The sequence below is a fragment of the Halomonas sp. KHS3 genome (assembly GCF_000830495.1).
GTDB lineage: Bacteria > Pseudomonadota > Gammaproteobacteria > Pseudomonadales > Halomonadaceae > Vreelandella > Vreelandella titanicae.
On record NZ_JWHY01000006.1, the window covers coordinates 1 to 15,526 of the forward strand.

Genomic DNA, 15,526 nt, shown 5'->3' on the forward strand with positions numbered 1-15,526 from the left:
CATAATATCGGTCACCCGGCGCACAGAGGAGACCACATCCCGCATCGTAGCACCGGCGCTTTCGACTAATGCTGAGCCCTCTTTCACCTGGGTGGATGATGCCTCGATCAATGCCTTGATCTCTTTCGCCGCATCCGCACTGCGACTCGCTAGGTTACGTACTTCGCTGGCCACTACCGCAAAGCCCCGGCCTTGCTCACCTGCCCGCGCCGCTTCCACGGAAGCATTGAGTGCCAAGATATTGGTTTGAAAGGCGATAGAGTCGATAACGGTAATAATATCCGCCACTTTTTGCGAGCTGCTAGAGATATCATGCATAGTGGTAATCACCTGCTCAACCACTTCGCCACCGCTGCTAGCAGTGCTTGAGGCATCGTTCGCCAACTGGCTGGCCTGGCGGGCGTTATCGGCATTCTGTTTAACAGTAGCAGTTAACTGCTCCATGCTAGCAGCGGTTTCCTGCAGCGAAGCAGCCTGCTGCTCTGTGCGTGAGGATAGATCCGCATTGCCACTGGCAATTTCACGCGCGCCGATATGAATCGAGCCGCTACCATCGCGTACTTCGGAGACTGTTTTAGATAAATTGCTTTGCATATGCTGCATAGCGCTAAACAGCTTGCCAATCTCGTTACGCCCGCGATCACTGACTTTGCCTGAAAGATCGTTTTTAGCGATACGCTCAAAGTGTAAGACTGCCTCATTCAGCGGTTTAACAATGGCACCTACCATGGCGATGCGCACAAAGAGAATTATTAATGCAGCAATCAAAAGCACAGCTAAATCAATATAACCAATCAGTTGCATATCGCGTTCATAATCATCAACCATTAAGTGATTTTGTTCAGCCATATAGTCATTATAGGCAATCACTGCCTCTATTAACTGTTCATTTAAATCACTAACCGTCGACCTTGCAGCGCTAAACCGAGCCTCATCACCCGTCTTTAACGTTTCTGCTAGCGGTATAATTCCCTGTTGCATTAAGTTATTAAAATTAGCAATCACTGTTTCAGCCAGCGCTGAACTCGGACTGGTTGCTTCAAACTCGGAAAAATAATCTTGAGCAGCCTGTTGATTAGTTTGCGCTCGATTTAAATAATCACGAGCCGAACTAGCATCACCATTTTCCGTTGCATCGAAACTATTGATATAAAAAAGCTGTGTATAAGCGATAGATTGCTGACTACGGCCTAGGGCTAAGGTGCGATCAGCTGAAAGGTCTATCTCTTCAAGTGCAGTGCTTCCTTCTTCGCCCGATCGGTAACCAAGAAACGCAATTATTATTATTAACAATGCAAAAATGGCCAAAACAAGAGTTAATCCCATTTTCACTGAAATATTACTAAGCAATCTATTCATAGTTAAGAAACATCGATTCCGGAGCATTTACACTTCGGTTCTGATTTAAATCAATGGAGGAAACTGATCGCCCCCTATTAAACCAGGAAAAATCAACAACCTTTTGTGTTATCTGATATTACACCCCTCACTCAACCTAGAACATCGAGTTCATATTTTTTAACAATTGACCTGTTTGCAAGCTAACTACTATCTAAAGAAATTAATTACTTATAAAGATTAGCGCGAGTGATCTCTCACCCGCGCGTTAGGTTTTGCTTTAAATCTATGCAGCTTTTCTTGCCCAGAACTGCAGCTGAGCGGCCGAGATGATTGAGCTATTGAAACTTAAATAAACCCTAAGGCTTAAAAAGCTTCCCAATCATCTTCAGCGCTAGCCGTGGTTTGGCTACGCGTCGCTGGCCGCATCAGCGCTGGTGTCTGTTGAGATGAGTGTTGTGGAGGCTTAAAAAGCTTCCCAATCATCTTCAGCGCTAGCCGTGGTTTGGCTACGCGTCGCTGGCCGCATCAGCGCTGGTGTCTGTTGAGATGAGTGTTGTGGCGTGTGCTGGGGCGARGTAAGCGGGGCGTGTTGCGTACGGCTCTCCCCYTCAGTTAAACGAAAAGCCGAGACAACGCTTTCAAGCCGCGCCGCCTGYTCTTCCAACGAGCTKGCCGCTGACGACGCCTGYTGAACCAGGGCCGCGTTCTGCTGGGTCACTTCATCCATTTGGGCAACCGCTTGGTTGACCTGCTCAATRCCCGAACTCTGCTCCTGAGAAGCCGCGGAGATTTCATCCATAATATCGGTCACCCGGCGCACAGAGGAGACCACATCCCGCATCGTAGCACCGGCGCTTTCGACTAATGCTGAGCCCTCTTTCACCTGGGTGGATGACCATAATATCGGTCACCCGGCGCACAGAGGAGACCACATCCCGCATCGTAGCACCGGCGCTTTCGACTAATGCTGAGCCCTCTTTCACCTGGGTGGATGACGCCTCAATCAGTGCTTTGATCTCTTTGGCGGCATCGGCACTGCGGCTGGCCAGGTTACGCACTTCACTCGCCACCACGGCAAAACCACGACCCTGTTCGCCTGCCCGCGCTGCTTCCACAGAAGCATTGAGTGCCAAGATATTGGTTTGAAAGGCGATAGAGTCGATAACGGTAATAATATCCGCCACTTTTTGCGAGCTGCTAGAAATACCGTGCATGGTGGTAATCACTTGCTCAACCACTTCACCACCGTTGCTTGCAGTGCTTGAGGCATCGTTCGCCAACTGGCTGGCCTGGCGGGCGTTATCAGCATTCTGTTTAACGGTAGCGGTTAACTGCTCCATGCTGGCGGCGGTTTCCTGCAGGGAAGACGCCTGCTGCTCGGTACGCGAGGATAGATCCGAGTTACCACTGGCAATCTCACGCGCCCCGATATGAATCGAACCGCTGCTATCGCGTACCTCAGAAACGGTTTTAACCAAATTACTTTGCATATGCTGCATAGCACTAAACAGCTTGCCGATCTCATTGCTACCACGGTCATCTACTTTACCAGAGAGATCATTTTGGGCAATACGCTCAAAATGCTCCACTGCTTCGTTTAGTGGTTTTACAATAGAGCCCACCATCGCGATGCGAACAAACAGAACGATTAACGCGGCAATCAAAAGTACAGCGATATCAATATAAGTAAGAAACTGCATGCCGCTCTCATAATCGGCAATCATCGACTTGTTTCGTTCAGCCCGATGATCATTGTAAGCACTAACAGCCTCAATTAACTGCTGATTTAAGTCACTCACCATTTCCCTTGCGGTATTAAACTGACTGCTGTTACCCGTATTTAATGCCTCCTCTAAGGGGATAATCCCCCGTTGGATCAAGCTCTCATAGGTGGCAGTCACGGTATCAGAAAGTGCCGACTCAGGCTTGGTGGCTTCAAACTCTGTAAAGTAATCTTGCGCAACTCGCTGAGCATCTTGGGCCCGAGCCAGGTAGTCACGGAATGAACTGGCATCACCTTTCTCAAACGCATCGAAGCCACTAACGTAGAAAAGCTGAGCGTAGGCTATGGATCGTTGACTGCGGCTAAGCGCTAAAGTGCGATCACCTGATAGGTCAAGCTCTTTTAACGAAGTACTGCCCTCTTCGCCTGCCTGATAGCCTAGAAAAGCAATGGTTATTATTAATAATGAAAAGATGGCCAAAACAAGGGTTAAACCCAGTTTGACGGATAGATTACTAAGTACACGATTCATATGCGGAATGCCTCCAGGCCAGATCCATTAGCTTTTGGCAATTTATATAATCTAGCTAGAGCACTTCCAGCGGCTTTAGATTAACTTAAATCGACCAATATCTTTTACGAGGTACTGCTATCGGCCTGGGCAGCATAGACTTTAGTCTAGTTTGAAAATTATTTTCACAAATGAAAATAGAAACGATTTGCAAACAGCAGTGAGCGAAGTGGTAGGCGCATTGAATATCGGTGCAGAGGCTATCTTAGCCGTGGATTGGTCAAGGCCACGGCTAAGATGAAAGAAGTCTGCTCGAGTTATTGATCAGGATGTATGCGAATCCGGTAGAGCACGCAGTAAACTACCGGCAGTACGATTAAGGTTAATAGCGTGGCGACACCCAGGCCACCGATCAGCGCGACCGCCATGCTGGCGAAAAAGGCATCGCTAATTAGCGGGATCATGCCCAACATGGTGGTCAGCGCGGCCATGGCGACCGGACGCACGCGGCTGACCGCAGCTCGCACCACAGCGTGGTAGCGGTCTTGATGCAACGGCAGTTGCACGTTGATCTCCTCTACCAACACGATGGCATTTTTGATTACCATGCCGATCAAGCTCAGCGTACCCAGCAGAGCCATAAACGAGAAAGGTAACCCGGTAACCAACAACGCGCCCACTACGCCAATAATCGTCAGCGGTACCAGCGACCAGATAGCCAACGGCTGGCGGAAGTTATTGAACAGCACCACAGTGAGAATAAACATCATCACTATGCCCAGCGGCAGTGAGGAAAATAACCCACTCTGCGCTTCGCCAGCGGTCTCAAACTCACCACCCCACTCCAACCGGTAACCTGCCGGTAGATCCAAGGCCTCCACCCTTGGGCGAATGTCGGCCAATACGCTGGCTGCGGTCACCCCGCTTAGCGGATCCGGCTCACCATACACCGCCAGCATGCGTTCGCGATTGCGGCGCATAATCAGTGGATCCGCCACCTGTGTGGTGGTATCGCCGATGACTTGATCGGCGGAGATATAGCGGTTTTGCTCTGCGCTCCAGACGTTAAGTGAGCCTAGGTTATCCACATCGTGACGCTGTGCGGGGATTGCCCGCGCCACTATCGGAATCAGGTCGCTGCCGTCACGGTAAATGCCCACCTGGCTGCCACTGGTACTTAGCGCCAGGGTGCTGGCCAGGTCTTCACGGGTCACACCCAGCCTACGTGCAGTATCTTCAAGAAAAACGGGCTCAATCGACTGCACGCGATTACGCCAACTGGTGCGCACGCTGGTCATGTTCGGTGTATCAAGGAACATGGCCTCAACCTGATCGCCCAACTGGCGAAGTACCGCTGGGTCGCTGCCGTAGAAACGCGCCTCTAGCTTGGCTTTGGGCGCAGGACCGACCTCCAACGGAGCGATTTTGTAGTCAATATCGCTATGATCCCGCTCCAACACTTGCTCTACGTCAGCCATGCGGTCGTGTTGAGTCGCTTTATCGTCGGTTTCGACAATCAACTGCGCATAGCTTGCATAGCGGTCTTCCGGTGAATAAGTGAGGGTAAAGCGCTGCGCTCCGCCGCCCACGGTGGTGGTCAGGTGGCGAACGCCGTCCATCTCCATCACGCTCTTTTCAAGCTCGCTAACGCGGCGTTGGGTTTCGAGAATATCGGTACCTTCCGGCGTGCGATAATCGACAAAAAAGATCGGCGTATTAGAGGCCGGAAAGAAGGCATTTTTAACCGAACCAAAGCCGACCACCGCGCCGGCCAATATCGCTACCATCAGCGCCAAGGTTAACCAGCGCCAACGAATACCGGTGATAATGACACGGCCTACAAAACGATAAACCACGCCTTTATAGGGGTCTTCCTGTCCATCGCCGGGGGCAACATTGCGGAAAAACAGCTTGAAGTAGAACGGCGTTAACGTCAGCGCCGTGATCCAGCTCAGCAGTAGCGAGTAGAGCAGCACGAAAAATAACGAGCCGATAAACTCACCGGTGGTGTCTGGCGATAAACCGATGGGCGCAAAGGCTGCAATCGCGATCAGCGTTGCGGCCAGCAAGGGCCAGGCGTTTTGGCGAACCACTTGATGCGCCGAATCACGAATCGTGCTGCCGCGCTTTAACCCCACCAGCATGCCTTCGGTGACCACAATGGCGTTATCTACCAGCATTCCCAGGGCGATAATTAACGCACCCAGCGAGATTTTTTCCAGCTGCAAACCATGAAAGCGCATCAACATAAAGGTGCCAATAATGGTGATCAGCAGGATAAAGCCCATTAACAGACCACTGCGCCAGCCCATAAACAGCATCAGCACCACGATCACGATAGCCACCGCCTGGATCAAGCTGACCAGGAAACCGGATACTGCGTCATCGACCACCTGGGGCTGGTTATAAACGACATTCAGCTCCATACCCAGTGGTGTGCGGGTTTGCAGTTCATCCAGACGCTGCTGTAGCCGTTCTCCCACCTCGACAACATTCACTCCGCTTTCAAAGGAGACGCCCAACGAGATCGCCGGCCTGCCCATATCGCGGTAAAGCTGCTGGGGCTGCTCCGCCAGCTCGCGGCTCACATCGGCAATATCGCTCAGCCGCACCAGTTCACCGTCGCCCTCACTGACAATCAGGGCGCGCAGAGCTTCAATATCTGCCGCACTGCCCGTGGGGGTGATACGAAAACGGCGGCCATCCTGTTTAAGATGCCCTGAGTCTGCCACTGCATTTTGGGTCTCAAGCAGTTGCTGTAATCGTGTTAACGGAATATTCAGTGCGCGCAGGCGTTCGCGATCAACTTCGATATAGATGCGCTCTTCGTGCTCACCGCTTAGCGACACCTTCGCGACGCCCTTCACCAAAGCGAGCTCGCGCTTGAGAAAATCAGCATGGTCAGCCAGATCCGGCATGCTATAGCCATCGCCCGTCAGGTTGACCATGAAACCAAATACATCGCCAAAGTCGTCATTTACGCGAGATTGACTCGCACCCGGCGGAAGCGCGGCCTGGGCATCCTGTACTTTACGGCGCAGCGAATCCCATAATTGCTCCAACTCCTCGTTCTGCACCGTACTTTCGAGTTCAACGGTGATCTGCGATAGGCCATCAGAACTCACCGAGCTAACCCGTTTGATCGATGACATCTCCTGAATTGACTCTTCGAGTGTCGAAGTGACTTCCTGCTCTACCTCTTCAGGCGTCGCACCAGGGTACTGCGTGGTGATCAGCGCATTGCGAATGGTAAATTCGGGGAACTCCAACTGGCCCATGCCCAAAAACGACAGCGCGCCACCCGCCAGCAGCACCACGGTCATTAAATAGCTGGTCGCCCGGTGGCGTAGAAAGTAGTCGACCATGTTAAAGCCCCTGCTCTTTTTCCCACGGGGTCACCCTGGTGTCCTCGGTTAAACGGTGGGCTCCGGCCGCCACAACGCGATCGCCCGCTGCCAACTTTCCGCTAACTTCCAGGCCGTTTGAGGTTAACCGACCGACCTCCACCGGCACCGCTTCCACGTTTTCTGGCTCGACGAAGCGCCATACCTGAGCCTGGTCGGGATCATCACCGGCATAGCTCACCGCATCAGAGGGAAGTAGCCACAGCGGGGCGCTATTTTCGGTTTGCAGCGAACTCAAATCGAGCCGCACATTGGCACTCATACCGTCTAACAGGGTGATATCGTCCGGCTGGGGCAGCGTTAGGGTGACTTCATAAGCCAAACTCTGTGCGCTGGCTTGGGTGGTGTAAGAGGCTAGCTGGGCAAGATAGGGTTTATCGCTATTACCAAAGCGCACTTCAAACGCCAACGCATCACCGAAGGGCGTTCCATTATTTCGCGGTATGCGCTGCACGATCTGCTCGGGCAGATGAAACACCACGTCTAGCTGCCCTGGCTGCTGGATCACCGCGACCGTTTCTTGAACTTGGACTATCTGGCGGTTATCCACTGGCACCTGGGCAATCACACCATCGTAAGGGGCGCGTAGCTTTGTATGCTCGACCTGCTCTTGGGCCTGTTCGAAGGTGGCCCGGGCGGCCCGCCACTCGCTTTCCGACTGATCAAACTGGGATTGGCTGACTGCCCCACGCTGCAGGGTGTAGCGCATGCGTTCTAGCGTTGCCTCGGCGAGCTCCAAGCGCGAGCGGGCGCTGTCCAGCTCGCTTTGCACATTGCGATCATCAATGCGCGCAATCACCTCGCCTTCGCTCACCTGTTGGCCGGGGCTCACATTGAGCTCCAATAATTCCCCGGCCATACGAAATGACAAATTGCTGCGCGTAGAGGCTTCCACCCGCGCGGGAAATTGCCGTAAGGCCGCAGCATTTGCCGACTGCAGTGTCATCAATTTTACCGGCCGTGTGGCATCAGTCGACTGCGCCTGGGGTTGCTCACAGCCCGTTAGCACAAGCAGAGCCAGTATGATGGGCAGTGAACGGAGAAGAGTAACGGGCACGAGTAGCTCCTTGATGGCGGTCAGTGATGATTTTCAAACCTGCATTCGGGACACAAGTTGAATAATATAGTCACTTCACTGACATTCATGAATGTCAGTGAAGTGTATAATAATCACTCACCCGCGACTTTGCTATCCATCACTGCCAAAATACCGCTTATTTTAATAATAGGAGCCGCTATGTCCCGTCGTAAGGCCGACGCCGAACGTACCCGAGAAATCATTCTGGACGCGGCAGAGACCACCTTTTTAGCCCAAGGCGTTTCGCGTACCACCTTGGCGCACATCGCCCAGGCAGCAGGCGTGACACGAGGGGCCATTTATTGGCACTTTGAAGACAAAGCTGCATTGTTCGATGCACTCTTGGAACGCGTGCGTGTCCCTCTGGATGAAATTGTCGATGAGGTGGTAGAACACCTAGGCTCAGCACCGGCAGACTGCTTACGCGACATTGCTCTACGCTCGCTGGCAGCCATTTCCCACGACCTGCCACTGCAGAGAGCAGCCACCATCGTGTTGCACCGCTGCGAGAAACTGGAAGAGGAGCACCCGCGGATTTGCATGATCACTCGACTCTCTGAGCACGCAGAGGCGCGAGTAGAGCAATTGTTTGAACAGGCCCAAATCGCTGGCACTTTACGCGCTGACTTAACCCCAGCCAGCGCCCGGCGCCAATTTCATGGCTTTTTGATTGGCGTCTGTTTCGACTGGCTGCAGGATCCCCAGCAGCATTCTCTGGCGGATGAGAGCAGTGGTATCGTGGAAACGTTAATGCGTGGTTTATTTAACACTCAAACCGTATGAACCTGCGCTAAATCTTAATCTATATTTATCTAATGCACTTAATCTGCGTTTATCTCGCGAGGGGTGGCAAAGTGCTCAGCCAAGACGGCACTCATTGGTACATTAAGCGTAATGTCTTTGCCAGGGAGAGGTTGCTGAAACCACCGTTCGTAAAGCAACGGCATTTCCGGACTGGTATAAATATGTTCGAGGGCTTTATTTACCTCTGCTGCAAAGGCATCGTCGCCCAATTGCATTAAAAAACCGAGAGGCTCTATCGACGTAATGGCTTCTTCGGAAAGCGCGTACGCGTCAGGGTGATCGGACTCAGCAATCATTGTGCTTAGTAATATATCATCCATTGCAAAAGCCGCTACGCGCCCATCAGCAACTAAATCAAACGCTTCCTGCAATGTACCTACGGGCACCACCGATAAATTCAGTTGGCGTTCTCGATTTACCTGATTAATCTGGCTGACATTGACGGTGCCACGCGCCACGCTCACGCTACGCCCGGCCAAGTCCTCCAAGGTGGTAAAGCCATTTTCCTTCAGGGCCACATAACGCACCGAGACAAAGAAATGGCTAAGTGCAAACTGCGCGCTCTGCCGCCGCTGTTGTGTATTAGTACTGGCATTACACTCAATATCGATATCGCCGCTATTGAGCAGTTGCACCCGGTTACTGGGTGTACGATACACATAGGCTATCTCAAGAGAAGGCAGACCTAACTGCACTTGCAGCTGTTTCGCTAAGCGTTGGCAAATATCGATAGAGTAACCGACGACGTTACCCTGACTATCTAAATAAGAGAATGGCGCTGTATCACCATAGCCAACCCTTAACACGCCGGTTGCTTCTATGCGTTCAAGCGAATCGATAGGTGTCGTTGCATGTGCTGCTTCTCCACCAGACATCATTACCAGCAAACTACACCACCCAAGCAATAAACTTCGGCGCATAACACACCTCCTCTACTCTATGTACTGCTCAGGATTGGCGAAAATAGCGGCAAGCGCTGGCGCTAGCGGCAAGTTCAATACTCGGTTATCGGGAGGGAGAGGCTGCAAAAACCATTTTTCATAAAGAGTGTGAATAGTTTCACTCTGATAAATGTTACGCAGTTCCTTATTGACCAGCTCAACAAAAACAGGATCATCAGGCGGCATCATTAAGCCATAGGGCTCGGCACTACTCAGTGTTGCTTGAGAAATATGAAAAGCGGCAGGGTCAACGGCAGACGAAACCAAACCTGCTAACAAAACCTCATCCATCACAAACGCGGAAGCCTGTCCTGAAGCCACCATATCAAAGGCTTCTTCATGATTACGGCTTAGCATTACCGATATTGCTAGCCCCTCGGTGCGATTGAGTTCGTTGAGCTGGGCAATATTGATAGTGCCCGTTGTTGATACCACGCTGCGGCCCGCCAAATCCTGCAAACTGTCCATATGCTGCTCGGCGAGGGATACATAGCGCGTTGCGGTCAGAAAATGAGGGTATGAAAAAGCGGCCTGACGGCGACGTTCAGGGGTATTGGTGGTCACTCCACACTCGATATCCACTTCACCATTACGTACTAATATGAACCGATTTGCAGGCGTTACCGGCACATAATTTACCTTGAGATCACCTAAGCCCAATGTTTCCTCCAGACCTTCGATGACGTTTAGGCACAGGTCAATCGCATAGCCTGTTGGCTGGTCGTTAACTAGGTAGGAGAAGGGGGCTTCGCTGGTACGATGGCCGATAGTAACCTCACCAGCAGACGCAATACGCGACAACGTCGGCGAGGAGGCGATCTCCTCACCAGCAGCGGCACCTTGCCACATCGCACTGGTCATTAATAACGCTACTAGCCACTTCATAGGCTTACCTTTGTTCAATGATCCCGGAATCCATTGTCATCCCTGCGGCATAGAGCATATAACGGTCGCGCCCTTTCGCCTTGGCCGCATAGAGCGCCAGATCTGCGTGACGCAGCAGATCGTGGCTATTGCGGCCATCAGCGGGCGCGGTTGCAATGCCAACACTCACTCCAATGTTAATTTCCTGGTTATTAAACTGATACGGTTCACGTAGAACAGACACAATTGCTTCTGCCAGTACTTTTGCCTCATTGGTGGCACTACGCACAACGCGTTGAATGATGGCAAACTCATCGCCACCAAGGCGCGCCACCAAATCATCGTCGGTCAGCAGCCCCTGCACCCGCTGACTAACTTCAACGAGCAAAGCATCACCCGCCGCGTGCCCCAGACTATCGTTAACTGCTTTAAAATGGTCAAGATCAAATAGCATGACATTAAATACGTCGCCTTGAAGCAGTGAGTGCACAGCGGTTTTTAAAGCATTATTTAATTGCACGCGGTTGGGCAATTTGGTCAGCTCATCATGATGAGCAAGATGCTGAAAGCGCAGCGCTTCGTCTTTAACTTCAAGTAAGTGTTCACGCTCAATGACTTTCTTACGAAGCGCATCTATGGCCTTTGCCATCCGGCCAATTTCATCGTTACGGTCGGTATAAGGCGTGCTGTCAGCAGTCTGGTTTTTAGCGATTTCGGTGAGCGACTTAATTAATACTGGCACGGGTGTAAATAACTGACGCATCAAAACAGTGACTAGCAGGGCTGTTGCGACCAATACCACCAGTAGCGCTACAAATGCTTTACTGATCAGATCATTACGCATCTGATACAGCCCACCTTTCTGGCCTATAGTGGCTACCAGCACGCCTAACAGTTGACCATCAGGAGTAACAATGGGCAGCGAACTAATGAAGTGCTCTTCATTGCCAATGCTGGCAAATCCAACATAAAAATCAACGGCATCCGCTTTTGTTTGCCATGTATCTACCGCCAAGTTGGCAGGTGAGTCTGATGGTGTGTTAAGCGCATCAGCCACTACGGTGAGAGAACCTTCTGATGACTTAGTGAACAGCCATACGTTGTTACGTGTTTGTGCACTTGCTAACGCTAATACATCAATCGGGCTAAACCCAGTTTCCAGAACCGACTCTTCATCGCCAATTGGGCGCTGGGAAATGATATGCGTGACTTGACCCGTGCCATCGGTCTTAACCGCCACGGACGTATAAATACGCCTAATAGTCGCGCTCACTATCTGGGCATTCACCTGCGCTTCGCGCAACCACTGCTCCCGAGCCCCACGCTCAACCATAAAAAAACCTGACAGCGCCCCCGTTACATACGCAAACAGCACGCCCATCAGCATAAACATCACCACCTTACCCACCAGGGTATGATGCCAAGGAAGTCTAGCCGCAGGCAGTGAAGCACTCCTATGCTGGGGTTCTGGCATCTACTCCGATTCCTTAATGGCTATAGCTGCAGCGGGCGTATCTGGACGTAATCACAATGAGCGAACATTTCTTTAACAAACAAGTTTTTTTGACCACTATTTTATTCGGCAAACGTACACAAACAATTAGGTTTTATTTACTAAAGTATCATTAAAATGAGTGGGCATGTCTTAAAAAATGACAAGCGTAATCATTCTTATTGCCCTACCCTTTTGGCATATCTCTTGCTTTATAAGTAGCTAACAAGTTTGCTGATTTATATTAGGAGAGCGTGATGCATCATTCTGACTATCCACTCAGTGAAGTCCCTACCAGCGCCCGCAAGGGCCTGCTATCTACCTCGGCAGTACTGCTTGGGTTTACGTTTTTCACCGCCACCATGTGGGCGGGCGGCACGTTAGGCCAAGCCTTTCCGATTGGCCAACTGCTATGGATCATAGCGATTGGTAACTTGCTGCTGGGGGTGTATGCGGCAGCCCTCGCCTATATTGCTTGTAAAAGCGGGCTCAATTCGGTGCTGATGGGACGCTTCTGCTTCGGCGAAAAAGGCAGCAAACTCTCCGACTTTATTCTCGGTTTTACCCAGATCGGCTGGTACGCCTGGGGCACTGCCACGATTGCCCTAGTGTTAGTACGCACCACCGGGATGCCTGAATGGCTGGAAATCCCCTTAATGGTGCTGTTTGGGTTTGGTTTCTGCGTGACCGCCATGATTGGCTATAAAGGTATGGACTGGCTGTCGCGCTTTGCTGTCCCGGCCATGATGCTATTTATATTGATCAGCCTGTTCACGGGGCTGGTGGATGTGCGCGGTTTTGCAGGGTTAAGCCAGCAAACGCCCACGGAGAGTATGAGTGTGGCGGCTGCGATTACCGTGATTATCGGTACCTTTATTAGCGGCGGTACCCAAGCGACTAACTGGAGCCGCTTCTCCAAAACACCGAAAATTGCCGTGATCGCGACCCTGGCGGCCTTTTTTGTCGGTAACGGCTTAATGGTGCTGACCGGTGCACTTGGCACCATGATTTACCAGCAGGCGGATATCGTGGATGTATTGATCGCTCAGGGCTTTGTCACCATCGCCGTGCTGATGCTGTTCCTGAATATCTGGACAACCCAGGACAACACTATCTACAACTTCGCCGTGGCGGGCTGTAATTTGCTGCGCACCGAAAAGCGCCGCCTGGTCACTGTGGGTGGCGCGGCGATTGGCACCGTGCTGGCAGTGGGCGGTATGTATAACCTACTCATCCCATTTCTGGTGTTACTCGGCACCTTTATACCGCCCATGGGCGGGGTGATCATGGCGGACTTTTGGCTCAAGCATAAAGGCCGCTACCCCACATTGGATAAAGCACAACTACCCGACTTCAACCGCCGAGGGTTAGCTGCGTATGCGCTGGGCGCCGGGGCCGCTTACTTCTCCCCGTTACTGCCACCACTGGTAGGTGTTGTAGTGGCAGCAGGAAGCTACGCCGTGCTGCTTCGTTTAAACCACGCTACGCTGAGCGATACGTTTCCCTCTACTGCGAAGTAATAAAATAAGTGAGCCTTGTTATATGAGCATGCAGATTCTTAACGCCCGTTTGCGCCAGCGTCCTGAGCTTTACCGACTTGAGATTGAGAACGGCACGTTCACAGCGATTACCGAGCAAGACACGCCGCAAACAGCGAGCGAAGGGCAGATTGATGCAGGCGCCAAGCTCATTTGTGCGCCGTTTATTGAGCCCCATATCCATTTGGACGCCGCCCTTACGGCAGGTGAGCCAAGCTGGAACCAGAGCGGCACGCTGTTTGAAGGCATTGAGCGCTGGGGCGAGCGTAAGCCTATGCTCACCGAAGCGGATATTCGCGAGCGCGCGCTTAAAACCCTAAACCTGCTAATCGGCAACGGCGTTCAGTTTGTGCGCACCCACGCCGACACCAGCGACCCTAGCCTGATTGGGCTTAAAACCCTGTGCGCCTTGCGCGACGAGTTAAAAGATAAAATTGATATTCAGGTAGTCGCCTTCCCTCAAGATGGCCTGCTCTCTTACCCAGGCGGCGATCGGCTGATGGAGGAGGCACTAGAGATCGGCGCCGATGTGGTGGGCGGCATCCCCCACTTCGAATACACCCGTGAGCTGGGCGTGGCCTCCATGAAGCGAGTGATCGAATTGGCGATCAAGTACGACCGCCTGGTGGATGTGCACTGTGACGAGATTGACGACCCCAACTCACGCTTTCTCGAAGTACTGGCCTGCGAGGCGCTGTTTAATGATTTGGGCAGCCGCGTTACCGCCAGTCACACCACGGCGATGCACTCCTACGACAATGCTTACTGCTCCAAGCTGTTTCTGCTGCTAAAACGCTCGGGTATTAACTTTGTCTCCTGCCCTACCGAAAGCATCCACCTGCAGGGGCGCTTTGACACCTACCCGAAACGGCGCGGAGTGACGCGTGTTAAGGAGCTAAACGCAGCGGGCATTAACGTCTGCTTTGCCGAGGACTCCATATTCGATCCCTGGTACTCCTTGGGGAATGGCAAGCTGTTGCGAACGCTGGATTTTGGCCTGCATATCTGCCAAATGATGGGCTATCAGGACTTCAGCCAGGCACTTTCACTGATTACCGACAACAGCGCCCGCACGCTCAATATTGAAGAGCGTTACGGCATCGAGGTCGGCAAACCCGCCAGCTTCAACCTGTTGGAGGGCGAGGATGACTACAGCGTGCTGCGCACCCAGGGCGAGGTGCTGCTTTCGGTACGCCACGGTGAGATCATCATGCAGCGTGAGCCTGCCAAAATCACCACGCCCCAGTGGCTTGGCTAATCCACCAAAGGCACGTTAGATTAGTCATTGAACCGTCTAATGTTACCGACGAATGTTAATGACCGAGGAAATCCAAGATGGGCATCGAAACCGTTCGCCAGTTTTTTGCCGAGCACGCGCCGGATGTAAACATCGAAGAGCTTGAAACCAGTACTGCCACGGTACAACTTGCCGCTGATGCCCATGGCGTAGCACCAGGTCAAATTGCCAAAACCCTAGCGTTCAAAGTCGGTGACAAACCGCTACTCATTGTGGCCAGTGGCGATGCGCGTATCGACAACCGCAAAATTCGCGATACCTTCGGCGGCAAGGCCAAAATGCTCGACGCCGAAACGGTGATGGAACTGACCAGCCACCCGGTTGGCGGCGTTTGTCCCTTCGGCCTCGCCACCGACCTGCCGGTTTACTGCGATGAATCGCTCCACGCCTATGACGAAGTGCTGCCCGCCGCTGGTTCGCCCACTAGCGCCGTACGCCTAAGCCCCAAGCGTCTGGCCGAACTGGTCAATGCCGAGTGGGTGGATGTGTGTAAGTTGCCGGAGAATGCCACTTAAGCACGCATCTATAACCTT

General features: G+C 52.3%; 10 protein-coding genes and 1 pseudogene. 4 read left to right on the forward strand and 7 right to left on the reverse strand.

Annotated features, from left to right (window positions below; translation table 11 throughout):
• The 4 genes and pseudogenes from RO22_RS25360 to RO22_RS14935 all read right to left on the reverse strand — a co-directional run.
• Positions 1-1,359: methyl-accepting chemotaxis protein (locus RO22_RS25360; RefSeq protein ID WP_041158795.1), on the reverse strand; the 1,359-nt coding region annotated here is incomplete at its 3' end.
• Positions 1,360-1,804: 445 nt separating this feature from the next.
• Positions 1,805-3,596, reverse strand: a pseudogene (locus tag RO22_RS14925) (methyl-accepting chemotaxis protein).
• A gap of 296 nt (positions 3,597-3,892) precedes the next feature.
• Complete coding sequence (locus tag RO22_RS14930) at positions 3,893-6,940, reverse strand: efflux RND transporter permease subunit (RefSeq protein WP_041158676.1); 3,048 nt, start codon at positions 6,938-6,940, stop codon at positions 3,893-3,895.
• A 1-nt stretch (position 6,941) separates the two neighbouring features.
• Positions 6,942-8,036 carry an efflux RND transporter periplasmic adaptor subunit gene (locus RO22_RS14935; RefSeq protein ID WP_052475644.1) on the reverse strand — a complete coding sequence of 365 codons (1,095 nt, stop codon included), beginning with the start codon at positions 8,034-8,036 and terminating at the stop codon, positions 6,942-6,944.
• 180 nt (positions 8,037-8,216) lie between these two features.
• Here RO22_RS14935 and RO22_RS14940 point away from each other — a divergent pair, with 180 nt between their 5' ends.
• On the forward strand, positions 8,217-8,840 hold the full coding sequence (locus tag RO22_RS14940) for a TetR family transcriptional regulator (protein ID WP_022521765.1): 624 nt from the start codon (positions 8,217-8,219) through the stop codon (positions 8,838-8,840).
• 38 nt (positions 8,841-8,878) lie between these two features.
• Here the strand turns inward: RO22_RS14940 and RO22_RS14945 are convergent, their stop codons facing one another.
• The 3 genes from RO22_RS14945 to RO22_RS14955 are packed head-to-tail and all read right to left on the reverse strand — an operon-like array spanning position 8,879 to position 11,969.
• Complete coding sequence (locus tag RO22_RS14945; protein WP_027957033.1) at positions 8,879-9,781, reverse strand: amino acid ABC transporter substrate-binding protein; 903 nt, start codon at positions 9,779-9,781, stop codon at positions 8,879-8,881.
• Positions 9,782-9,793: 12 nt separating this feature from the next.
• Entirely contained in the window at positions 9,794-10,687 is an 894-nt protein-coding gene (locus tag RO22_RS14950; protein ID WP_052475645.1) for an amino acid ABC transporter substrate-binding protein, read from the reverse strand.
• Positions 10,688-10,691: 4 nt separating this feature from the next.
• The gene (locus tag RO22_RS14955; protein ID WP_223828096.1) at positions 10,692-11,969 is read right to left on the reverse strand and encodes a diguanylate cyclase domain-containing protein; all 1,278 of its coding nucleotides are present in this window, start codon (positions 11,967-11,969) and stop codon (positions 10,692-10,694) included.
• Between the two features lie 446 nt (positions 11,970-12,415).
• Between RO22_RS14955 and codB the strand changes: the two genes are divergently transcribed.
• The 3 genes from codB to RO22_RS14970 all read left to right on the forward strand — a co-directional run bounded on the left by codB (position 12,416) and on the right by RO22_RS14970 (position 15,508).
• The gene (gene codB, locus RO22_RS14960) at positions 12,416-13,678 is read left to right on the forward strand and encodes a cytosine permease (RefSeq protein WP_041158678.1); all 1,263 of its coding nucleotides are present in this window, start codon (positions 12,416-12,418) and stop codon (positions 13,676-13,678) included.
• Positions 13,679-13,700: 22 nt separating this feature from the next.
• Positions 13,701-14,954 carry a cytosine deaminase gene (gene codA / locus RO22_RS14965; RefSeq protein ID WP_041158679.1) on the forward strand — a complete coding sequence of 418 codons (1,254 nt, stop codon included), beginning with the start codon at positions 13,701-13,703 and terminating at the stop codon, positions 14,952-14,954.
• 77 nt (positions 14,955-15,031) lie between these two features.
• On the forward strand, positions 15,032-15,508 hold the full coding sequence (locus RO22_RS14970) for a YbaK/EbsC family protein (protein WP_027957037.1): 477 nt from the start codon (positions 15,032-15,034) through the stop codon (positions 15,506-15,508).
• Positions 15,509-15,526 lie beyond the last annotated feature (18 nt).

What these genes read in the sequence shown, in the direction of transcription:
- RO22_RS14930 (WP_041158676.1), bottom strand. Translation starts at nt 6,940, where the DNA reads ATGGTCGACTACTTTCTACGCCACCGGGCGACCAGCTATTTAATGACC.
- RO22_RS14940 (WP_022521765.1), top strand. Translation starts at nt 8,217, where the DNA reads ATGTCCCGTCGTAAGGCCGACGCCGAACGTACCCGAGAAATCATTCTG.
- RO22_RS14945 (WP_027957033.1), bottom strand. Translation starts at nt 9,781, where the DNA reads ATGCGCCGAAGTTTATTGCTTGGGTGGTGTAGTTTGCTGGTAATGATG.
- RO22_RS14950 (WP_052475645.1), bottom strand. Translation starts at nt 10,687, where the DNA reads ATGAAGTGGCTAGTAGCGTTATTAATGACCAGTGCGATGTGGCAAGGT.
- codB (WP_041158678.1), top strand. Translation starts at nt 12,416, where the DNA reads ATGCATCATTCTGACTATCCACTCAGTGAAGTCCCTACCAGCGCCCGC.
- codA (WP_041158679.1), top strand. Translation starts at nt 13,701, where the DNA reads ATGAGCATGCAGATTCTTAACGCCCGTTTGCGCCAGCGTCCTGAGCTT.
- RO22_RS14970 (WP_027957037.1), top strand. Translation starts at nt 15,032, where the DNA reads ATGGGCATCGAAACCGTTCGCCAGTTTTTTGCCGAGCACGCGCCGGAT.